This window comes from Brachybacterium aquaticum, assembly GCF_014204755.1.
Lineage (GTDB): Bacteria > Actinomycetota > Actinomycetes > Actinomycetales > Dermabacteraceae > Brachybacterium > Brachybacterium aquaticum.
Genome location: NZ_JACHLZ010000001.1, coordinates 2758461 through 2779773, shown reverse-complemented (window position 1 = coordinate 2779773; position 21313 = coordinate 2758461). Strand labels below are relative to the sequence as shown.

The window sequence follows — 21313 nt, the reverse complement described above, 5'->3', positions numbered from 1 at the left end:
GACCCCCGGGCGCTGAGCGGGCTCCGGGACCTGCGTGAGCCCCAGGGCCTATCCGGCCTCGCGCCGTACGATGGGCGCGTCCGTCGCCGACCCTGGAGCCGACCCCTGGAGGTGCGCGTATGAAGCCCGTCGACGAGCTGCGGGACCGCCTGGCGGAGGTCCGCCGCCGCGCCGAGGCCGGGACCGCCCGGTCGCTCGTGCTCGCGGACGCCCGCGCCGTGATGCCGGAGATCCCGCGGGACGCGGACGCCGGCCACCTCGAGCGCGCCGCCCGTCGCCTAGTGCGCCGTGCCGCGCAGGACGACTTCGCCCGCGAGGGCATCACCCGCATCCCGGTGCCGCGGGGCACCACCCGCGCCGCGCTGCGCGAGGCCGACGTCGCGGGCGACGCCCGCTTCCACGCCGTCGTGGAGGACGTGCTCAGCGGCATCGACATCGGCCCGAGCCCGCTCGAGGCCGACGACGCGGTCGCGCTGCGGGACTCGCGCACCTCGGCCGACGCCTATGGCCTCTCCCCGGAGGCCGCCTCGGATCTCGCCTCCTACCTGCTGGGACTGGCGTTCACGCTGCGGGAGGACGAGCACGATCTGGACGCCTACCTCGCCCGGCACGAGGCGCAGATCCGCCAGGACGTGCGCGAGGCGCTCGTGCGCACGGTCCGCGTGCCGCTCGAGCTGAAGGTGGCCCGCGACCGGCACAACCGGATCGAGAGCGGGCTGCGGCCCGAGCCTGACGATGTTCGGCCGACGGGGGCTGCCGGCGGCGCCGTCAGGTCCGGCGCGAGCGGCTGGGGCGGCGGCGGGGGCGGCAGGGCCGGGGGAGCGGCCGACGGGGCAGACGGCTCCGGCGGACGCGGGCGGCTGTCCGCGCAGGCGCGCGCGGCGATGGACCGCGCCCAGGCGGAGGCCGGGAAGGCAGCGCTCGGCGTGCTGCGCAGCGGGGCCGGACGCGCCTTCGAGCGCTACGGGCGCGGGGCGGAGAGCCGCGGGGCTGACAGTCGCGGTGCAGAGAGTCGCGGTGCAGAAAGTCGCGGTGCTGAGAGCCGCGGTGCAGAGTGGCCGGACGATCCCGCCCCGGACAGCACGAAGGGCGGGGAGCATGCGCCCCCCGCCCCGCAGTCGCCGCCGTCGTCCTGACGGGCGGCGGTCCGGCTCACTTCTCTCCGGCGAGGATCCGGTAGATCCGTCGCCGGTCCTCCTCGAGCAGCTGCGCGACCTCGCGCACCTGCTCGTCGGTGCCCGTGCGGGCGACCTCGCGGACCGCGCCGAGCAGGCCGTGGCCCAGCTCGCGCAGGTCGATGGCCTGGTCCTCGCCGTCCTGAGCGGCCGGCGGGAACGGATCGGGCCAGGACGCGGAGTTCTCCTCCACGTGGCTGCGGCCCGCCTCGGTGAGGCTGACGAGCTTGCGCCCGCCCTCGGGGGTGGAGGAGACGAGCCCCTCGTCCTCGAGCTGGCTGAGGGTCGGGTAGACCGCGCCCGGGCTCGGGCGCCAGCGGTCCCCGGTCCGCTCGGCGATGGTCTGCATCAGCTGGTAGCCGTGCATCGGCTCCTCGGCGAGGAGCAGCAGCACCGCGGTGCGCACGTCCCCGCGCGGGGCGCGGTGCGGGCCTCGTCGGCCGCCGCGGCGATCAGGGCCTCCGCGACGATCGCCGTCGCGACGGTCGGGACCGCCCCGTCGGCCGCGCCCGCCGCCCCGGCTCTCGAAGTCCTCGAAGTGGTGCCCCGCGGGATCGTGGTGGCGTCGGCCGCCGCGCTCGAAGCCCGGCTCGGTGCCGCGCCCGTCCTGCGAGAAGCCGCGTCCGCCCTGCTGGGGGCGGTGATGATGATGGTGATGGTGGCGTCGCATGTGCGACCCCCTTTCTATTGACGTGCTATCACGATATATCGCAACGTATCGCGAACGCAAGGGCCCGCCCGGCGCTGAGAGATTCAGCGCTGCGCGGGCCCGTGCGGGAATACGTGCGGACGGTCAGGGACGGGTCAGAGCCCGGCCTTCTCGGACAGCTGGCGCTTGATGCGCGCGAGCATCCCGGCCATGCCGTTCAGCCGCAGGGGGCTGACCACCTCGGCCAGGCCCAGCGAGTTCGTCACCGTCTCCGGGGTGTCCAGCACCTCGCCCACCGACCGGCCATCCAGCGCCTCGGCGAGGATCGACGCGAAGCCGCGGGTGGTCGGCGCCTCCTTCGGGGCGGAGAAGAACAGGTGCGCGGTCGCGTCCCGGCCCTGCCCCTCCACCTCGGTGATCAGGAAGATCGGGGACTGGCACTCGGGCACCGGCTCGAGCAGCTCGGGGTGCTCCGCGTAGCGCTCGGGCAGCTCGGGCAGGGAGTTGGAGAACTCCAGCAGCAGCTGCAGGCGGTCCCGACCGCCGAGGGCGTGGAAGTCCTCGGCGATCTCGGCGAAGCCCTCCGGCAGTGCGGCCGCGGAGTCCGTGCCGGTCGCGGTCATCGGGCGGGGACCTCGCCGGGCTCGGTGCCCTGGACGACCGGGACGCGCACGGCGTTGCCCCACTCGGTCCACGAGCCGTCGTAGTTGCGCACCGACTCGAAGCCGAGGAGGTAGGTCAGCACGAACCAGGTGTGCGAGGAGCGCTCGCCGATGCGGCAGTACACGATGGTGGGCTCGGCGGCCTCGAAGCCAAGCTCCTCCTGGTAGATCGCCTCCAGCTCCGCGCGGGGCTTGAAGCGGCCGTCCTCCGCGGCGGCGCGGGCCCACGGCACCGAGCGCGCGGTGGGGATGTGCCCGCCGCGCACGGTGCCCTCCTGCGGGTAGTCGGGCATGTGGGTGCGCTCGCCGGAGTACTCCTGCGGGGAGCGCACGTCGATCAGCGGACCGCCGAGGAAGCCCAGCACGTCGTCGCGGAAGGCGCGGATCCGGGCGTCCTTGCGCTCCAGGACCGGGTAGCCGGAGGTCGCGGCGGGGCGGCCCTCGTCGGACGTGGTCATCTCGCGGCCCTCGGCCTCCCAGGCCGTGCGGCCGCCGTCCAGCAGGCGCACGTCGGCATGGCCGAACAGCTCGAACACCCACAGGGCGTAGGCGGCCCACCAGTTGGACTTGTCGCCGTAGATCACCACGGTCGTCTCGGGGGTGATGCCGGAGGCGTCCATGAGGCGGGCGAAGCCCTCGCCGTCCACGTAGTCGCGGGTGACGGGGTCGTTGAGGTCCAGGTGCCAGTCGATCTTCACCGCGCCGGGGATGTGGCCGGTCTCGTAGAGCAGCACGTCCTCGTCGGACTCGACGACGACCAGGCCGTCGGTGTCCCCGGAGGCGAGGCGGTCGGCGAGCCACTGCGTGGTCACGAGCTTCTCGGGGTGGGCGTACTCCTGCAGGGCAGGGGTGGGATCGGCGGGGACGGTCATCACTTCACCTTTCGAGGGTCGATGGCAGACGGCACTGCCCCAGTCTGTCACCGACGCGCGTGCGGTGGTGGTCCGGGCGCTCCGCCCTGGGCGGACACGGGCGGCCGACGGGGCGGGCGGGGCCGGGAAGTGGGGCAGGCGCGGTGGGGCGGGCGCGGCCGACGGCATGCGGACACGCGCGTGTCCTGCCGGATGTGCTTCCCGTGGGGCCCGGGGCCTCCTACCGTGGGGCCATGATGGAGAACCTCGACACCGAGCCCGTCGTCCCCGCCCTCGATCTCACCGTCCTCGACTGCCCCGACGCCCTCCAGCTGGCCACCTTCTACGCAAAGCTGCTGGGCTGGCGGGTCGAGGAGGGCAGCGACGCCGACTGGGCGGAGCTGCTCCCGCCCGGCGGCCGCGTCAGCGCCGACGAGCCGGGCGGCCAGCCCTCCCTCGCCTTCCAGCGCATCGACGACTTCCAGCGCCCCACCTGGCCCACCGGGTCGCACCCCCAGCAGTTCCACCTGGACCTCTCCGTCACCGACATCGACGCCGCCGAGCCGCGGGCCCTGGCCCTCGGCGCCACCGTGCACGACCACCAGCCCTCGGCGTCGGGCAGCTTCCGGGTCTACGTCGACCCCGCCGGCCACCCGTTCTGCTTCACGCAGGCCGTCTGACCAGGCTCTTCGCTCAGCAGCACCTGCTGCAGCGTCAGCTGGCGAAGGGGGCGAACAGCTCCCGCACGCCCTCGGTCGTGACCTCGGCGCCGCTCTCCCGGGCGGCGCCGAGGTGCGTCTGGAGCAGGAGCCGCGCCTTCTGCGGGGGCAGCAGCCCGGCCATGGTCGCCCCGGCCTCCAGCAGGTCCACCTCCGAGCCCGGGTAGGCGTAGTGGTGGGTGGAGGTGCCGCCCGAGGGGATGCGGGTCGCGACCACCACGGGCGTGCCCGCCTCCAGCAGGGCGCGCAGCCGCGGCATCGCGGCGGGGGAGACGTGCCCCATCCCCACCCCGGCGATCAGGAGACCCGCGAGCTGCGCGGAGGGGACGTGGTCCAGCAGCTCCAGGTCCTCGTCCAGGCCCGCGATCAGCAGCGGCACCGGCGGGAAGCGGTCCGGGAGCGTCCCGCCGATCTGCGCGACGCGGGGTCGCGGGGCCTGCAGCAGGTGCAGGTCGTGCGCCTCGACGATCCCGAGCGGCCCCGTCGGCGCGGAGGAGAAGGCCGAGACGGAGCGGGACGAGGACTTGGTGACCTCGTCGGCCCGATGCGCATGCCCGTCGAACACCACGAGCACACCGAGGCCCCGGGCCGACGGCGCGGTGACCGTCCGCACCGCGTCGCGCAGGTTCGCCGGCCCGTCGGCCCCCACATCGCTGGCCGGGCGCATCGCCCCGGTGACCACGAGCGGCGCCTCGCGGTCCCAGTACCGCTCGAGCAGGAACGCGGACTCCTCCAGGGTGTCGGTGCCGTGGGTGAGGACCACCCCGTCGGCCCCGGCGTCCACCACGGCGCGCGCCCGGTCCAGGACCGCGGCGAGGTGGTGGGGGCGCACGTCGGAGGAGGACGTGTTCGCGAGCGTCTCGGGCAGCAGCTGCACATCGCCCGCGAGGGTCGCCAGCAGCCGGGCGGCGGCGCCGTCGTCGGGTCGGGCGTTGTCGCCCTCGCCGTCCTGGGACATGAAGATGGTGCCGCCGAGGGACAGCACCGCCACGGTCGCGGTCACGGCAGGTCGATCTCCTCGCCGAGGTAGAAGGCGGCGGTGCGCACCGATGCCTTGCGGGCCGGCTTGCGGTCGGCGCCCGCGGCGACGTGCGCCTCGTACCAGGCATCCGCCGTGGCGCGCGTGAACTCGGCGCCCTCGGAGGAGCCGGCGAACCGGCTCAGCCGCGGCAGCAGGTCCGCGCCCGCGTCCTCGAGGTGCAGAGTCAAGCCGTACAGCGCCGCATCCCAGGAGCAGCCGGTCGCGGCGGGGCCGAAGGTCGCCCAGTGGGCGTCGGCCGGGACGTTGTGGCGCAGGGTGAGGGTGCTGCGGGTCGCCGGGAAGGCGTCGGTCTCCTCGGCGTCGGTCTCCTCTGCGCCGATCTCCTCTGCGTCGGTCTCCTCGGTCGCGGGCTCGACGCGCAGCTCGAGGTCGCTCGAGCTCTTGCCGAACTCCCAGGTCAGCAGCGCCCGACGGGGCGGGTCGACCTCCTTCAGAGTCCCGTGGGTCTCCATGTCGGGCAGCTCGTAGCGGCCACCGGGGACCACGTCGCCGCTCGCGCGGCCGAACCAGCGGGCCAGGCGCTCGGCGGTGGTCAGCGCCTCCCACAGCGCCTCGGGGGCGACGTCGAAGGTCTGGGAGAGGATCACGTCGTTGCCGCGCTTGGCGGGGGCGACGGTGCGGGTGACGGCGGTCAGCTGCTGGGTGGGGGCGGTGGTCATGGAGTGCCTTCCTCGCCTCGGTGGGGCGCGGCGTCCTGACGACGCAGGCGCACGATCACCTCGGCGTGCTCGGTGTGCGGGAACATGTCGACGTAGCGACCGGCCGTGATGCGCAGCGACGGCATCGCGGCGAGATCGGTCGCCAGGGTGGTGGGGTTGCAGGAGGAGTAGAGGACGTCGCGGACCCCGGAGCGCTCGAGCCAGCCTGCCAGCTCCGCGCCCAGTCCGCGACGCGGCGGGTTCACGACCACCAGTTCCGGGGCGCCGGAGCGCTCCGCCTCGCGCGCGGCCCAGGCGGTCGCGTCGTCCGCGAGGAAGGTCGTGTTCGCAAGACTCAGGTGCGCGGCGCCCTCGCGGGCCCCGTCGATCGCCTGGGCGGAGACCTCCACGCCGGTCACGTGCGCGGCGGGCAGTGCGCGGGCGAGGTGGAGGGCGAAGCCTCCCAGGCCGCAGTACAGGTCCCAGACGCGCGGCGCCTGCTCCTCGCTGCTCGGGGTGAGCAGCTCCGTCGCCCAGGTCGCCCCCTGCCGGTACAGCTGCGCGGCGACCTCGGTGTTGGTCTGCAGGAACGACTGCGGGCGGGAGAACAGCGTGACGTCCCCGGTGCGCACGGCGAGGCGTCTGGTGCCGGCGAGGGCGATCTCGGTGTCGCCCTCGACGCGGGTGGTGTGCTCGGGGTGGATGTTCGCGCTGACGGACACGATCGAGGGATGCGCCTCGAGCAGCCGCGGCAGGTGCTCGCGGAGCCGGGGCAGGGCCTTCTCGCTGCGCAGCACGAGGCGGAGCAGGTGCTCCCCGTCCGGTGAGGCGGTGACCAGCACGTTCTTGATCTCGCCACGGCGGCGGGCCACGTCATAGGGCGGGACCTGGGCGCGACGGATCAGGGCCTTCACCCCGTCCAGGACCTCCTCGACCCCGTCCGGGTAGAGCGGGCAGTCGCACAGGTCGGTGCCGGCGCTCTGGCCGGGCAGGGTGAGGACCGGGTCCTGGGCGGTGCCGCCGACGGCCATCTTGCCGCGAGCGCGGAAGCCCGCCTCCGGGCCGAGGATCGGCGCGTCCCAGGACACCCCGGGGGCCAGGTGCGGGGCGAGCAGCGCCTCGACGCGGCCGGTGCCCTCGCGCAGCTGCCGTGGACGCGGCAGGTCCAGCAGCGTGCAGGACCTGCACGCACCGGAGTCGAAATGGGGGCAGCGCACCCGAGGAGTCTACGAGGCGCCCCGCCGGTGCGGGGCGGGGGTAGGGCGGGCAGAGGAGCGCGGGCGCAGGGCGACCGGTTCGTCTGTCGGACCCCGTGGGTACCGTCGCAGACGGGTCACGAGACGCGGCCGGACTTCCTCGGCAGAGGCCGCGCGGCAACCGGAACCGTCCCCGGTGCCCGTCGAGGAAGACCCGGCCGGAGGGCGACCGCCCATCCGGTCAGACGGCCCGCGCGGCCCTTCTCGGAAGGCCAGAGACATGCACGATCAGAACCGCCACCCCCAGCACGACGAGCATTGCGGCCCGCTCGGTCCCGGTGACATGGCCGCCCCCTCCGGGCGGCTCGGTCGCAGTTCCGCCGACGGCCGCGCCGGGGCCGAGGACGAGCACGCCGCGACCTGGCGCGACCAGCTGATCGAGCTGTCCCTGCCCGGCCTCGGCATGATCACCGCGAGCGCGGACCCGCTGCTGCTCGTCGATCCCGGCAGCGCCGGGGATGCGGCAGACTGGCCGGATCCGGCCGACGGGGTGGACGACGGCCCGTGGGACGACGACGGGATGGACTTCGACGGGATGGACGAGGACGGGTGGGACGAGGACGCCTTCCGCCGTCGGCCGCCGACCTCCCCGCCGCAGCCTGAGCGCGTGCGCCGCACCCTGCGGGATCGTCCGCCCCTCGAGCTCGAGCACACCTGGCTCGTCGTCCCCGCGCTCGGCCCGGTCCTGCCCTCCACCGCGCTGGAGGGGACGCCGGTCGGGGATCTCTCCGGACGTCGCTCCCCGATGGCGCCGCGGACCCCCGCCGAGGAGCCCGCCGTGCGCCCGAGCCGGGAGGGTCTGCAGGTCGGCGCGCCGGGAGAGGGCGGCCGGCGCCCGCCGCTGTCCCCGCGCCGCGGCTGGTTCCGGCTCCCCGCCGTCGCCGCCGCCCTGCGCGCTCGCGGCGGGATGGTGGGGCGGGGCGCCCTGGTGGGCACCCGCCGGGACTGGTTCGAGCCGGCCGTCGCCGTGCGCGAGGACCTGCTCGCCGCGCATCCCGACCAGGCCCTCGAGAGCGCCCTGGCCGTCGCGCGCGAGTTCGGTCAGCCGGCGGCGGTGCGTATCGGTCCGCGGGGCCTGGACGTGATTCCCACCGGCACGGATCCGCGGGTGCCGCTTCTGGAGGGTCTGCCGGTGCTGGTCACGGCCCGGCCGATCCACTGCCCGCTGCAGGGCGAGGACTGCGAGGATCCGTGCCGACCCGTCGGCGGGCCGTGGATCCGCGCCTCGCAGGCCGCGCAGATCGAGTGGGAGGCGCGCCGCTCCCAGGCCCTCGCCGTGCAGGGCTGCGGGGTGTGCTTCGGGGAGGCGCTGCCGCCTGAGCCTGATCAGCCACAGACCCCGCGCCTGTCCCGGGCGGTGCCCGTGGCGGACCTGGACCGGCTCCACCTGCGCGGCGGGGAGGTGGTGCGGATCGACCCGCTGGCCGGGAACCGGTGACGCCCCGGGTTGGTCAGGTCAGGAGAACCACTGCGTAGGCGGGCCCAGCTGCAGCAGCACGGTGAACACCACCGCGACCGCGACCAGGGCGATCACCACGGCGAGCACCGGATGGCGCAGCGCCCAGGCCACCAGCTTCTCCGGTGCGGTGCGGCCCGGCTCCTCGCGCAGCCGCCACACATCGCCGAGCAGGCCCTTGCGGTGCGCCCACCGCTCGAAGGGCACGGTGAGATAGGGGACGAAGGCGGAGCCTAGGCCCAGCGCCAGGCGCCCGAGGCTCCAGCGCTGGTCGACCGCGACCAGCACCGTCGCCACCACGTAGGAGAGAAACACGAAGCCATGCGCCGAACCGCCGATGCGCACCAGCGCCTCGGTGGAGCCCACCACATACTTCAGGAACATCCCCGCCAGCAGCAGGGTCCAGGTGACCATCTCGGCGAAGGCCAGTAGGCGGTAGAGGCGGGACGGGGTCTGGAACAGGCGCATGGTCTCTTCTCGGGCTCGCGGTCTCGTGTCGCCGGCAGGGGCGACGGGAGCATGGTGTCAGACGGGACTGAGCACCCGCCGAGGTAGGGGCGGGCGGTCGACTTCAGGGGGATACGCCCCCTGCGGCTCCTCTGGAAGGGTGAGGACATGACGACGCACACGATCCCCGGAGAGCTGTTCCTGCTGCTGACCACCGACGCCGGCAAGCAGGACTCGACCGCCTACCGCCAGCAGGCCCTCGCCGCCGCCGCGATCGCCGAGCTCGCCCTGCGCGAGCGCATCGCGCTCACGGACGAGCGCCGCCCGAAGGTGCAGGTGCTGTCCACCCAGCCCACCGACCTGCCCGTGCTCGACCAGGCCCTCGGCGCGCTCACCGAGCTGAACGGCAAGAACCTCCAGCACGTCATCGGCCACCGCACCATGAACCTCACCGAGGTCATCGGGCAGAGCCTCGCCGCCGCCGGGGTCGTGCAGCGCAAGGACGGCTGGTTCACCACCTCCTGGCCCACCCACGACGACACCGCGGAGCGCGCGCTGCGCGCCCGCCTCGCCGCCGCCCTGCAGGACCCGCGCCGCGCCAGCCTGCAGGACGGGATCCTGCTGGAGACCCTGCGGGCCATGCGCATCGCCCACCGCATCCTGAAGGACGACCTGCCCGGCCTCCCGCGCCGCGAGCTCGATCAGCGTATCGAGGCGCTGCGCATCGACCACCCGGCCGCCGCCGCGGTGCGCCGGATCATGGACGACATGACCGCGGTGCTCGCCGCCACCACGACCACCACGACCATCATGGCCGCCAGCTGAGCTGCTCCCCGACCCGTCCCGGAGCCCCTCCTCTCAGCGGCGCTGCGGCGCGCGGGTGGTGCGGGCGGTCGCCGGGGCCGTCCACGGATCCTCCGGCCAAGGATGCTTCGGGTACCGCCCGCGCATCTCCTTGCGCACCTCCTGGTAGGGACCGTCCCAGAAGGAGCGCAGGTCGTCGGTGACCGCGAGCGGCCGACGGGCCGGGGAGAGCAGGTGGAACAGCACCGGCACTCGCCCGCGCACGAGCCGCGGCGTCTCGGCGAGCCCGAACAGCTCCTGCAGCTTCACCGCCACCACCGGCCGGGCCGACGGGTCCTCCGGATCGGGGTAGTCGATCCGGGCGGTGGACCCCGAGGGGACCGCGAGCCGCTCAGGCACGAGCGAGTCCAGCTCCGCCGCCTCCGGCCATGGCAGCAGCGAGCGCAGCCCCGCGACCAGGTCGATCCGCTCCAGGCGCGTGGTGCGTGCCGAGAGCTGCGGGGCGAGCCACGTCTCGAGCCCGTCCAGCAGTGCCGCCTCGTCCATCGCCGGCCACGGTGCCCCGAGTTCGCGATGCACGAGTGCAAGCCGTGCCCGCAGTGAGGTTGCCGCCTCGCTCCAGCTCAGCGCGCTGAGCGCGTCGCGGCGCACCGCGGCGAGGACCGCGGGGACGGTGTCCTCCGCGGTCGCGGCGACCGGGGTGGAGGCCAGCTCGATCGCGCCCAGCGCCCGGCGGCGCCGAGCCCTGACCGTGCCGTTCTCGAGCACGGCGGTGCGCCCGTCGACTAGCAGCCCGGCACCGAGAGCGAGGGCGTCGGCCTCCGCGAGCGGGGCGGCGGCGCGCACCACCGCGCCGGTCCCGTCGGCCGCCCGCCCCTCCGCGCGCTGCACCTCCCACACCGCGAGCCACTCGACGCCGAGCAGGCCGCTGCCCTCGGGCAGCGCGGCACGCGTGCCGGAAGCGAGCAGGTAGGAGCGCGACCCCTCGCCGACCCGGCGCGCGATCCGCTCGGGCCGGGCGAGGGCGAGTACGGCCCCGGCCTGCTCGGCCGGGTCGGTCGCGGAGATCCCGGGCTCCTCGGGCGCCCCGCTCCTCGACGTCCCTCCCGACGCGAGGCGGGTGAGACGGTCCCGCTCGCGCCGCCACCGCTCCGCTCCCGGGACGCGGCCCGACCGCAGGTCGGTGAGCAGTCTCGGAAGGTCGGCGCCTGCCGGGCGGTGGTCGTCCGAGACCGCGGCGACCACCTCCGCGGCGATCTCCGCAGGCCGAGCTGCGGTGCTGTTCTGTGGCAGGCGGCGGGCGCCCTCGAGCAGGGCCCGCGCCTCGCGCACCCCGATCGGCAGGCGCGCGACCCGGGTCCCGGCCGGGGTGGGGCGGCCCTCGTCGTCCACGAGATCCAGGGCCTGGAGGGTCTGCTCGGCGGCGCGGATCTCCGCGGCAGGCGGCGGGGTCAGCAGCGGCAGACCCTCGCCGCGGGGCGTGCCCCAGCAGGCCAACCACAGCGCCGCATCGGTGAGGTCCGCGGCCGTGATCTCCGGCGGGGACTGCGCCGGCATGCCCGCGAGCTCCGCCTCGGAGAACACCCGCACCGCCCGGCCCGGGCCCTGACGGGCGGCACGGCCCGCGCGCTGCTCGATCGCGGCGCGGGAGGCGCTGACGGTGACAAGGCCCGACATGTCCCGGCCGCGGTCGCGCCGCACCTCGCGGGACAGTCCCGCATCGATCACCAGGTGCACGCCGGGGACGGTGAGGGAGGACTCCGCGAGCGCCGTGGAGACCACGATCCGGGGCGGCTCGCCGGGGCGGCGCCCGCTGGTCGCGCGGTCCTGCTGCGCGGCGGGGAGCCGGCCGTGCAGTGCCAGCACCTCCACCTCGTCGCTCCCCGCGCTGACCAGTCCCTGCAGACGATTCACCACCTCGTCCGCCTCCCGCGCCCCGGGCAGGAACACGAGCGCGTCGGTGCCCTGCTCGCGCTGGGCCCGGGCGGCCGTGCGGGCGAGATGGTCGAGGTACTCGCGGGTGACGCCGCGGGCGTCCAGGCGCGGCGCGGGGGAGGGGGCGTGCTCGATCGTGAGGGGGTGCAGGGCGCTCGGGACCTCGACGATCGCCGCACCGTCCAGCACCTCGGCGACCGCCGCAGCGTCGAGCGTCGCGGACATCGCCCCGACCAGCAGGTCCTCGCGCAGCTGCCCGGCCTCGGCGAGCATCCCCAGCAGCAGATCCGTCTCCAGCGACCGCTCGTGCACCTCGTCGAGCACGACCGCGGCGACCCCCGGCAGCGACGGATCGGCCAGCAGGCGTCGCAGCAGCACACCCGGGGTGAGCATCTCGACCGCCGTCTGCGGGCCCACCTCGCGCTGCCCCCGCACCGTGAACCCGACCGGCCCGCCGAGCGCGCTGCCGTCGAGCGAGGCGAGGCGCCGCGCGGCGGCGCGCACCGCGACCCGGCGCGGCTGCGTGACCAGGGTCAGGCCGCCCGTGACGTTCGCGACCAGCGGAGGGACCAGGGTGGTCTTGCCGGTGCCGGGCGGGGCGGTGACCACCATCGCCCCGCTGCGCGCAGCCTGCTCCAGCTCCTCCCGTGCGTCGGCGACGGGCAGACCGGCCCCCACGGCGTCGAGGTCGAAGCGATGCGGCGCAGGGCTCGGCGCAGCGGCGGACGCGGGGGAGGGAGCCATCCCTCCATGATGCCGCGCCGCGGGTCGAGCCCCGCGCGACCGGCCCGGCTGGTCCCCGTCGGCCGTGCCCCGCGCCGTCGACACCCGTCCACCACCCCGCCACCTTCTCCACCCCACCGGTTCATCCGGCGCTGATGGGATCGTCCGGACCCCCTCGCGATCCCCAGGAGCTCGCGTGCGCCCCAGCCCCCTCCACCTCCCCGCCTGTCGAGCCGCCGTCGGCCGCGCCGCCGCGGTCACCGGCACCCTTGCCCTCGCCCTGCCGCTGGCCAGCACCGTCATCGAGCCCGGTGCGCTGCTCGTGCTGGACCACGAGAACACCGTCGACGGCGGTTTCGACGTCGGCCTGGTCGGTGCGGACACCGTGCGCCTGTACGCCGCGGACGGCACCACCCTCATCGACGAGCTGGCCTGGACCGAGCACGCGCCCGCCACCTACATCGTCGTCGACGGGCAGATCGTCGCCTCCGCCGAGCCGACCAAGGGCGCCCCGAACTCCGGCCCCTACGTCGCCCCCGAGGTCCCGGGCGATCACCCCGATGCCGACGCCATCGACGTCACCGAGGTCTTCTCCGACGGCGACGACTGGGTCGAGGTCACCAACGTCTCCGATCGCGAGGTCGACCTCTCCGGCTGGTACCTGCTGGACGAGAAGGACATCCCCAACGAGGTCCCCGCCTACGTGCCCGACGGCACCGTCCTCGCCCCCGGCGAGAGCTACGTCTTCACCGGCATGCCCTACGGCCTCGGCCGCGGCGACTCCGCCCGCATCTTCACCCCCGACGGGGTTCTGGCCGACGGCACCACCTGGCCCGCCGGCGAGCATGCCACCCCCTCCTGGCAGCGCGGCACCGACGGCACCTTCTCCATGAGCCGCGTCGCCACCCCCGGCGCCCCCAACGCCCTCGGCGACGTGCCTATCAACGAGACCAACTCCTCAGGTGACGACTTCGTCGAGCTGAAGAACCTCGGCGACGCCCCGGTGGACGTCTCCGGCTACCGCGTCCTGGACGCCGAGGACGACCACGTCTACGTCATCCCCGGCGGCACCGTGATCGCGCCCGGCGCCCTGCTGCTGATCACCGGCGACCAGCTCGGCTACGGCCTCGGCGACGAGGGCATGGTCCGCCTGCAGGATCCCAGCGGCGCCCTGCTCGGCCAGCTCTCCTGGACAGCGCACGTCACCCGATCCTTCGCCCTGTGCGCCGACGGCTACCTCCCCTCCGGTGCCGCCACCCCGGGCGCCGAGAACGACTGCGGCGAGCCCGAGGAGATCGTCGGCCAGCAGCTGCCGACCGACGGGAACCTCACCGTCAACGACGAGGCCGACGAGTGGGGCGAGGACCTCTCCGGTCTCGACCTGCAGATCCTCGAGGACGGCACCCAGGTGCTGTGGGGCGTGAACAACGACGCCGGCCAGATCTCCCGCCTCGTCCAGGACGAGACCGGCATCTGGCAGCAGTCCGAGGGCTGGCCCACCGGCGGCAAGCACACCCGCTTCGCCGACGGCACCGGCACCCCCGACGGCGAGGGCATCTCCTTCGGCCTCGACGGCCGCGTCTACGTCTCCGCCGAGCGCGACAACGACAACTCCGGCGTCTCCCGCAACACGGTCCTCGCCTTCGACCCGGCCGCTGAGGGCGACACCCTCACCGTCGTCGCCGAGTGGAACCTGACCTCCCTGCTGCCCGCCACCGGCGCCAACGGCGGCATGGAGGCCGTGGAGATCGTCCCCGCCAGCGCCTTCGCGGAGCTCGGCGCCGACGTCCCCGCCGCCGAGGCATACGCCTTCGTGGTCCTGGAGACCACCGGCGACGTCTACGCCGTCGCCCTGCAGTCCGGCGGCGAGGCGACCCTCGTCGCGACCCTCGCCTCCCCGCTACCGGGCCTGATGGCGCTGGACTACGACACCGCCTCGAACACCCTGTGGGCCTTCGCCGACGAGGCGCTCGAGGGCCGCTCGGTCCTCTACGACCTCTCCGCCGCCGACCCGGCCGCGGCCCCAGTCGTCTTCGAGCGCCCCGACGGCATGCCCGCGAACTTCGCCAACGAGGGTATCGCCCTCGAGCCCACCGACGTCTGCGAGGACGGCGTGCGCCAGGCCTGGTTCTCCGACGACGCCGACACCGACGGCCACGCCCTGCGCGGCATCGGCCTGATCGACGAGAACTGCGACGCCGCCCCGGCCGTCCCGGGCGGTGACGAGGACGACGACGAGGAGGAGCCCGCGCCGAGCGGCAACAACCGTCCTGACTGGGCCGGCCCCGAGGGCAAGGGTCCGGAGTGGAAGGGTCCGGAGGGCAAGGGCAACCAGGGCAAGGGCCAGGGTCTCGCCAACGGCAACGGCCCCGACTCGAACAGCGGCAGCGCTCCGGGGCAGAACAGCGGCAAGGCCCCCGAATGGGCCGGCCAGAAGGGCAAGGGCGCGAACGGGAACTGACCCCGCCCGCGACCTGAGCGCAGCGCTGCTGCACTCGCCCCGCTGACGCACGGCGCAGCGGTCCCTCCTCACAGGGGCCGCCGCGCCGTCGTCCGTTCGGGGCTGCAGGGACAGTCGCTGCGAGGGTCAGTCGATGAGGTCGAACTCGACCTGCTGGGTCCCCTCGCACACGCTGGTCACCGACAGAGTCCACAGATCCAGCGTCACGATCTCCCCGAGGGTCATCGGCTCGATGTCCCGGGCGGGGCTGTCGCCGATGGTGGCGCGCAGCTGCGCCTGATCGCCCTCGATGCTCACGAGGTCCACGGTCAGGCTCTCCCCGGCGCGCTCGGGCAGGTCCGGGGTCGCGGAGGTGCCGACCTCGGTGAAGTAGGCGCCCTCGCCGGTGCACGGCTCCGGCGGCACGAAGCCCTCCGGGGCCGGGGTGACGGGGTAGGGGTCCTGCGGGACGGCCACGGCGGTCGCCCCGCCCCCGTCGGACGCACCGGCGCCCCCGTCGGCCGCACCCTCCGAGCCCCCGGCGGCCGTGCCCCCGGAGTCCGAGGCGGTGGCCTCCGACGCAGCCGACTCCGAGGCGGCGGGGGAGGACTCCTCCGGAGAAGAGGAGCCGCCGGTGCAGCCTGCCGCGAGCGCGGCGACGGCGAGCATCGAGGCGACCGTGCCGAGGACCGCGCGGGCGCGGGACGGACGACGGGCGGTGGCGACTCTCATGGGGGACCTCACGACGGGCGGGCGACGACAGGCGTCACCGTAGCGGAGCGGCTCCGCCGTGGCACCATCAGGGGAGGAGCCCCGCGCGGAGACCGACGGGGAGCACGCGAGAGCACTGGAGGGGGAGCGATGTCAGAGAGTCCCCGGTCGCCTCGACCGCGCCCCACACCCCGGGCGCTCGCCGGCCGCACCGACCCCGCCCGCGCCGTCACGCCGGTGGACTACACGGCCGTGCCCCGGCGCCGAGCGGAGAGCGACGCGAGGGGCGCCGACGCCGCGGGGCCGTCGGCCGACCCCGAGCACGACGACCCCCAGGCGCCGGGCTCCCAGCCCTCGGCCCGCCTGCCCCGCCGTCGTGCTCGCACCGTCCAGCTCCCGCGCCCCGCCGCGCCCGCCCCCGCGGACGCCGTGCACACCCTGGACGCCTCCGACCCTCGTCCGCTGCCGCGCCCCCTGCGGATCCGCGACGAGGACATCCGCGCGGTCGGCATCGCCGACGTCCGCTCCGAGGAGATCGTGCAGGCCGTCGCCGACCCCGAGGACGCCTGGACCGCCGACGCCGGCACCAGCGACCACTTCCAGCGCGGCGGGCTCGTGGTGCAGGTGCGCCGCGCGGACAACGCCGTAATCGGCCTGTTCTCCACCCGCTACGCCCTGTCGGTGCGGCCCGAGAAGTACCAGCCCGCGCTCGACATCGCGGACGACGCCGCCGGGCACAGCACCCGCGGCGGGCAGGGGACGCGCCACCCCACCACGCGCCGGGAGCTGATGCGCAGGATGGAGGACGCCGGGTTCGTGATCACCCCCGGCGCGACCCACGGCCGCGTCACCCACCCCGATCACCCCGGACTGGTGCTGCCCTTCGCCTCGACCCCCTCGGACCGGCGCTTCACCCGCCACGCGGTCGCCCAGATCCGGCGCGTGTTCGGGATCGACCTGCGGCGCTGACCGGCGGCGCTGAGCTGCGAAGGACCCCCGAACAGGAAAGTGCCCCGGCTCGTCCCCACGAGCCGGGGCCATCCCTTTCCCCCGCGTCCCGGATCAGATGGATCCTGCCTCCTCCTCAGTCAGCAGGTCCTCCGGTGACGCGTTGGGACAAGTTAAACCCCCCTCCCAGGAAAAGCACTGTGCCGAGGCTGGCGATTTGCTGAACCGGGGGAGTCGGGGGCGTGACGGGGCGTCATCCGGATCCATGACAGATGTGATGGGAGGGGGTGCGGCGGCCTTCCTAGGGTCGAGCCATGGACGCCTTCACGCCCGTGATCACCCTCCACGCCCTCGCCGCGCTGTACGTGCTCCTCCTCGGCCCGGTGCAGATCCTGCGCCGCCGCCGCGACCTCGCCCACCGCGTCCTCGGCGCCACCTGGGTCGCCGGGATCGTGGTGACCTGCGTGACCAGCTTCTGGATCGCGCCCGACGGCTTCTCCTGGCTGCACGGCCTGTCGATCTGGACCCTGGTCTGCATGGTCGCGGCGCTGCTGGGCATCCGCACCGGCGACGTCAAGGTTCACCGCGGCTTCATGATCGGCTCCTACCTGGGCACCCTCGCCGCCTTCGCCTTCGCGGCCCTGGTGCCGGCGCGGCTGATCGCGCGTCTGCTCGCCTCCGAGCCGGTGGTCGCGCTCGGCACCGCCGCCGGGGTCGCGGTGATCGTCGCGATCCTCGCCGTGAGCGTGGTGCGCGCGGCGGGGGAGCGCGGGAGCGGGACCGCGGCAGAGGATCGTACCGCGCGGGTCGACCGGTCGGTCAGCCGACAGGGAAGCTGACCTCCTGGCCACCGGTGCCGACCTCGTCGGTGTAGCTGACGCGGTCCAGCGTCGCGTCCCCGGGAACGTCCGCGTACAGCTCCGCGACCGCCTCCTCGCCGGGCGCGATCTGCGGCCCTGAGGTGGAGAACGCCCCGTAGCGCAGCGTGTAGGACTGCCCGTCCTCGTCGTAGAAGAGGAAGTTCTCCCCGGACAGGCCGATGTCGCTCGTGCCGTTGTTCGTGATCGTGACCTCCACGCCCACGAACTTCCCGTTCTGGCTCTCCAGCACGTCGTCGTGCGTCTCGAGCGTGGTGTCCTCCGACGTCGGGCCGATCTGGACGGAGATCGACGAGGCGCCGTCGGAGACGGCGTCCGACTCTGGGGGCTCGGTGGGATTCTCGGCCGGGCGATCGGTGTCCAGGTCCGTGCTCGGCGGCTCGGAGGTGGGGATGCCCGTGGTCGGGGCCTCAGTCGCGCGGTCCTCAGTCGCGGGGTCCTCCGACGCGGGGTCCTCCGACGAGGTCGTGATCGGGGCTCGGGTGGGCTCCTCCGCGTCCTGCCCGATGACGAACAGGCCGGCACCCGCGACGAGCACCACGATCGCGACCAGCAGCGCGCAGCCGCACGACAGGGCTATGAAAAGCGGGGCCCGGTTCTTCCGAGGAGGCGCGGGCGGCGGGGACGGGTAGCCGCCCTGGCCGTTGCCGCTCTGCCCGTACCCGCCGGACGGTGCGCCGTAAGGAGTGCTCATGGGTATCCCCGCCTCGCCGCCGCCCTCCGCGGCCTCGCCGTCGGCCCCGATCGGCCGCTCATCGCCACGCTAACGGCGCCGCGCCGGCCCGGCCATGGGGAGGACTCCCCATGCACCTCCTCACACCGCATTGTCGGACACGCGGACAGAAACTTCGACATACTGGGGCGCGTCCGGAAGACCTGCCCACCCCCGGCGGGCCGGCCTGGGAGCACTCCTCGCAGTCGTCGGCGCCGTCGCACGAGAGATGACCTTCATGCTGACGAGACTCCACGACCTCCTCCACCTGCGCACCTCGCCGGTGATCTTCTTCGGTTCGGCGGCGATCATCCTCGCCTTCGTGCTGGGGACCATCCTGTTCACCGACCCCCTGAACGCCGCCGTCTCCGGCGCCTCGGACTGGCTGCTGACCAACCTCGGCTGGTTCTACATCCTCGGCGTCACCACGTTCCTGGTGTTCCTCGTCGTCATCGCGGTGGGGCGCTTCGGCCGGGTGAAGCTCGGCCCCGACGACGAACCGCCCGAGCACTCCGGGCCCGCCTGGTTCGGGATGCTCTTCGCCGCCGGCATCGGCTCGATCCTCATGTTCTGGGGCGTGGCCGAGCCGATCAGCCACTTCGGCGACCCGCCGCGCGGGGCCGACCTCGGCATCGAGGCCGGCACCCGGGCCGCGGCCAAGGACGCCATGAACTTCACCTACTACCACTTCACGCTGCACACCTGGGCGATCTTCACCCTGCCCGCCCTGTGCTTCGCCTACTTCATCCACAAGCGCAACCTGCCCCCGCGGGTGTCCTCGATCTTCCAGCCGCTGCTGGGCGAGCGCATCCACGGTCCGATCGGCAAGGCCATCGACATCGTCGCGATCGTCGGCACCATCTTCGGTGTCGCCGTCTCGGTGGGCCTGGGGACCCTGCAGATCAACGGCGGCCTGAACCAGCTGTTCGGGGTCCCCGAGAGCGCCGGCTGGAACCTGATCATCATCGGCGTGGTCAGCGGCCTGGCCCTGATCTCCGTCTCGCTCGGCCTGAAGAAGGGCATCAAGGTACTCTCCAACCTCAACATCGTCGTGGCCGTGCTGCTGCTGATCTTCGTGCTTGTCGCCGGTGGCTCCACCCTGTTCGTCCTGAAGGGGACGCTGGAGAGCTTCGGCAGCTATCTCGTGAACCTCCCCGAGCTCGCGCTGTGGAACGACACCTTCGCGAACACGGGCTGGCAGAACACCTGGACGGTCTTCTACTGGGCGTGGACCATCACCTGGTCGCCCTTCGTGGGCATCTTCATCGCCCGCATCTCCAAGGGCCGCACCATCCGCCAGTTCGTCTCCGGCGTGCTCGCCGTGCCGTCCGCGTTCTCCGTGCTGTGGTTCGGCATCTTCGGCTACGCCAGCTTCGACATCGAGCTGCGCGGCGAGGGCGGCCTGGTGGACCGGGTGGTCACCGACGGGGACATCCCAGGTGCGCTGTTCGCCTTCCTCGATCACTATCCGGCGTCGTTCCTCGTCTCGGTGATCGCGATCGTGCTGGTGGTCATCTTCTTCGTGACCTCCGTGGACTCCGCGGCGCTGGTGACCGACTCGATGGCCAACGGCCACGAGGACTACAACCCGCTGGGCCAGCGGATCTTCTGGGGCCTCGCGATCGGCCTGGTCACCGCGACCCTGCTGGTGTTCTCCGGCGAGGACGGGCTGACCGCCCTGCAGTCCACGATCATCCTCGTGGGCCTGCCCTTCTTCGTCATGGGCTGGTTCCAGATGTATGCGCTGCTGCGCGCGCTGCGGGAGGACGCGGGCGAGCTGCCGCAGATCCGCACCCGCGAGTGGGCGCAGGTGCTGCCCCCGGAGGAGTACGAGCGCCGCGAGGAGGACGACGAGTTCGACACCGAGGACTACGTCGTCGAGCCCACGAGCACCACGGGCGTGCCGGTGATGAGCGACCTCTACGAGGACCCGGACGGTCCCGGGGACGAGACGCCGACGAGCGGTACCCTGCCGGCCCGCACCGGCAGCGCGCGTGCCCCGCTCCCGGAGCACGGGCGCGACGAGTCGCGCTGAGGTCCGACCTGCCCGACCCGGACGGAGAGAGGGCCGACGACCGCTGGTGCGGTCGTCGGCCCTCGTCGGGTCAGGTCCTGGTCGGCCCTTGGTCGGCCCCGGGGGCGGGGATCAGACGCTGACGGCGCGCACCGGATCGGCCTGGTGCCGGTCCGCGCTGCGGCGGTAGTACATCGCCAGCACCGCGCCGGAGAGGTTGTGCCAGATCGAGAAGATTGCGGCGGGCAGCGCGGCGGCGGGGCTGAACGCGCTCGCGGCGAGCGTCGCGGCCAGGCCGGAGTTCTGCATGCCCACCTCGATGGAGGTGGTGCGGGCGGCGCGCTCGCCCTGGCGCAGCAGCCGGGCGGTCCAGTAGCCGATCAGGTAGCCCAGGCCGTTGTGCAGGATCACGGCCAGCAGCACGATGCCGCCGGCGGCGACGATCGCCTCGGTGGAGCCGGAGACGACGGAGATGACCACCAGCGAGATGCCGGCGACGGAGATCCAGGGCAGGGCCGGGAGGATCCGGTCCACGAGCTTCCCGGCGATCAGGCGCACCACGAGGCCGCCCACCACGGGGATCAGCACCATCTTCACGATGGACAGCGCCATCGCGCCGGCGTCGACCGGCAGGTAGGAGCCCGCCAGCCACAGGGTCAGCAGCGGGGTCATGAGCGGGGCGAGGAGGGTGGAGATCGAGGTCATCGTCACCGACAGGGCGGTGTCCGCCTTGGCGAGGTAGCAGATGACGTTGGAGCTGGTGCCGCCGGGGGCGCAGCCCACGAGGATCACGCCGACGGCGAGCTCGGGGGGCAGCTGCAGCACGATGGTGACCAGCAGGCCGATCAGCGGCATGATCACGTACTGGGCGACCACGCCGATCAGCACCGGCAGCGGGCGCTTCACGACCAGGGCGAAGTCCGGGATCGTGAGGGTCAGGCCCATCGCGAACATGATCACGCCCAGGTAGATGCTGGTGTACGGCGCGAGGGTCTGGCCGAAGCCGGGGGCGAAGAAGCCCACCGCGGCGGCGAGGAGGATCAGGGCGGGGAAGACCGTCACCGCGATGCGCGCGGAGCGGTCCTCGGAGGCGCGGGCGGCGTCGACGGCGGGGACCGTGTCGGTTCCCGGCGCGGGAGTGGGGGACTGGGTGCTCATGGCCCGCACTGTACTGCCGAATGAGACGGCATCCCATGATGTGGACGCTTGGTGAGACAGGTGTCAGCGAGTGTCGTGCGACGGCGGCCGACGGG

Annotated in this window: 19 protein-coding genes; 8 read left to right on the top strand and 11 right to left on the bottom strand. The window is 73.9% G+C overall.

Annotation, left to right across the window (positions count from 1 at the left end):
- Positions 1 to 119 precede the first annotated feature (119 nt).
- The gene (locus HNR70_RS12450; RefSeq protein WP_184325935.1) at positions 120 to 1136 is read left to right on the top strand and encodes a hypothetical protein; all 1017 of its coding nucleotides are present in this window, start codon (positions 120 to 122) and stop codon (positions 1134 to 1136) included.
- A 16-nt stretch (positions 1137 to 1152) separates the two neighbouring features.
- Here the strand turns inward: HNR70_RS12450 and HNR70_RS12445 are convergent, their stop codons facing one another.
- The 3 genes from HNR70_RS12445 to HNR70_RS12435 form a co-directional block, all read right to left on the bottom strand.
- Positions 1153 to 1845: a PadR family transcriptional regulator gene (locus HNR70_RS12445; protein WP_184325934.1), complete on the bottom strand. Its 693-nt coding sequence runs from the start codon at positions 1843 to 1845 to the stop codon at positions 1153 to 1155.
- 134 nt (positions 1846 to 1979) lie between these two features.
- On the bottom strand, positions 1980 to 2447 hold the full coding sequence (locus tag HNR70_RS12440) for a SufE family protein (RefSeq protein WP_184325933.1): 468 nt from the start codon (positions 2445 to 2447) through the stop codon (positions 1980 to 1982).
- On the bottom strand, positions 2444 to 3358 hold the full coding sequence (locus HNR70_RS12435) for a sulfurtransferase (protein ID WP_184325932.1): 915 nt from the start codon (positions 3356 to 3358) through the stop codon (positions 2444 to 2446). The genes HNR70_RS12440 and HNR70_RS12435 overlap by 4 nt, the downstream gene beginning before the upstream one ends.
- A gap of 236 nt (positions 3359 to 3594) precedes the next feature.
- Between HNR70_RS12435 and HNR70_RS12430 the strand changes: the two genes are divergently transcribed.
- Positions 3595 to 4017 carry a VOC family protein gene (locus HNR70_RS12430; RefSeq protein ID WP_184326683.1) on the top strand — a complete coding sequence of 141 codons (423 nt, stop codon included), beginning with the start codon at positions 3595 to 3597 and terminating at the stop codon, positions 4015 to 4017.
- Positions 4018 to 4051: 34 nt separating this feature from the next.
- Here the strand turns inward: HNR70_RS12430 and HNR70_RS12425 are convergent, their stop codons facing one another.
- From HNR70_RS12425 to rlmC, 3 genes are read right to left on the bottom strand one after another with little or no spacing between them, the layout of a single operon-like run.
- Entirely contained in the window at positions 4052 to 5059 is a 1008-nt protein-coding gene (locus HNR70_RS12425; RefSeq protein WP_184325931.1) for an asparaginase, read from the bottom strand.
- Positions 5056 to 5757 carry an SRPBCC domain-containing protein gene (locus HNR70_RS12420; protein WP_184325930.1) on the bottom strand — a complete coding sequence of 234 codons (702 nt, stop codon included), beginning with the start codon at positions 5755 to 5757 and terminating at the stop codon, positions 5056 to 5058. The genes HNR70_RS12425 and HNR70_RS12420 overlap by 4 nt, the downstream gene beginning before the upstream one ends.
- Positions 5754 to 6953: a 23S rRNA (uracil(747)-C(5))-methyltransferase RlmC gene (rlmC, locus tag HNR70_RS12415; RefSeq protein ID WP_184325929.1), complete on the bottom strand. Its 1200-nt coding sequence runs from the start codon at positions 6951 to 6953 to the stop codon at positions 5754 to 5756. Before rlmC ends, HNR70_RS12420 begins: the two co-directional genes overlap by 4 nt.
- A gap of 259 nt (positions 6954 to 7212) precedes the next feature.
- Between rlmC and HNR70_RS12410 the strand changes: the two genes are divergently transcribed.
- Positions 7213 to 8430 carry a hypothetical protein gene (locus tag HNR70_RS12410; RefSeq protein WP_184325928.1) on the top strand — a complete coding sequence of 406 codons (1218 nt, stop codon included), beginning with the start codon at positions 7213 to 7215 and terminating at the stop codon, positions 8428 to 8430.
- 18 nt (positions 8431 to 8448) lie between these two features.
- Here the strand turns inward: HNR70_RS12410 and HNR70_RS12405 are convergent, their stop codons facing one another.
- Positions 8449 to 8916, bottom strand: a complete 468-nt coding sequence (locus tag HNR70_RS12405; protein WP_184325927.1) for a DUF3817 domain-containing protein — start codon at positions 8914 to 8916, stop codon at positions 8449 to 8451.
- Between the two features lie 147 nt (positions 8917 to 9063).
- On the opposite strand from HNR70_RS12405, the gene HNR70_RS12400 reads away from it, so the two are divergent.
- Entirely contained in the window at positions 9064 to 9720 is a 657-nt protein-coding gene (locus tag HNR70_RS12400) for a GOLPH3/VPS74 family protein (RefSeq protein WP_184325926.1), read from the top strand.
- Between the two features lie 33 nt (positions 9721 to 9753).
- On the opposite strand, the gene hrpB is transcribed toward HNR70_RS12400, so the two are convergent.
- The gene (gene hrpB, locus HNR70_RS12395) at positions 9754 to 12378 is read right to left on the bottom strand and encodes an ATP-dependent helicase HrpB (RefSeq protein ID WP_184325925.1); all 2625 of its coding nucleotides are present in this window, start codon (positions 12376 to 12378) and stop codon (positions 9754 to 9756) included.
- 175 nt (positions 12379 to 12553) lie between these two features.
- On the opposite strand from hrpB, the gene HNR70_RS12390 reads away from it, so the two are divergent.
- Positions 12554 to 14818 (top strand): lamin tail domain-containing protein, encoded by a 2265-nt coding sequence (locus HNR70_RS12390; protein ID WP_184325924.1) that lies wholly within the window; start codon positions 12554 to 12556, stop codon positions 14816 to 14818.
- Between the two features lie 126 nt (positions 14819 to 14944).
- Here the strand turns inward: HNR70_RS12390 and HNR70_RS12385 are convergent, their stop codons facing one another.
- Complete coding sequence (locus HNR70_RS12385) at positions 14945 to 15529, bottom strand: hypothetical protein (RefSeq protein ID WP_184325923.1); 585 nt, start codon at positions 15527 to 15529, stop codon at positions 14945 to 14947.
- 129 nt (positions 15530 to 15658) lie between these two features.
- Here HNR70_RS12385 and HNR70_RS12380 point away from each other — a divergent pair, with 129 nt between their 5' ends.
- Complete coding sequence (locus tag HNR70_RS12380; RefSeq protein WP_184325922.1) at positions 15659 to 16477, top strand: hypothetical protein; 819 nt, start codon at positions 15659 to 15661, stop codon at positions 16475 to 16477.
- 293 nt (positions 16478 to 16770) lie between these two features.
- The gene (locus HNR70_RS12375; RefSeq protein ID WP_184325921.1) at positions 16771 to 17295 is read left to right on the top strand and encodes a DUF2306 domain-containing protein; all 525 of its coding nucleotides are present in this window, start codon (positions 16771 to 16773) and stop codon (positions 17293 to 17295) included.
- Here the strand turns inward: HNR70_RS12375 and HNR70_RS12370 are convergent.
- Positions 17276 to 18028 (bottom strand): DUF4352 domain-containing protein, encoded by a 753-nt coding sequence (locus tag HNR70_RS12370; protein WP_184325920.1) that lies wholly within the window; start codon positions 18026 to 18028, stop codon positions 17276 to 17278. The genes HNR70_RS12375 and HNR70_RS12370 overlap by 20 nt on opposite strands.
- A gap of 256 nt (positions 18029 to 18284) precedes the next feature.
- Between HNR70_RS12370 and HNR70_RS12365 the strand changes: the two genes are divergently transcribed.
- Entirely contained in the window at positions 18285 to 20081 is a 1797-nt protein-coding gene (locus tag HNR70_RS12365; protein ID WP_184325919.1) for a BCCT family transporter, read from the top strand.
- A 111-nt stretch (positions 20082 to 20192) separates the two neighbouring features.
- Here the strand turns inward: HNR70_RS12365 and HNR70_RS12360 are convergent, their stop codons facing one another.
- Positions 20193 to 21218, bottom strand: coding sequence for a bile acid:sodium symporter family protein (locus HNR70_RS12360; RefSeq protein ID WP_184325918.1), 1026 nt, complete (start codon positions 21216 to 21218; stop codon positions 20193 to 20195).
- Positions 21219 to 21313 lie beyond the last annotated feature (95 nt).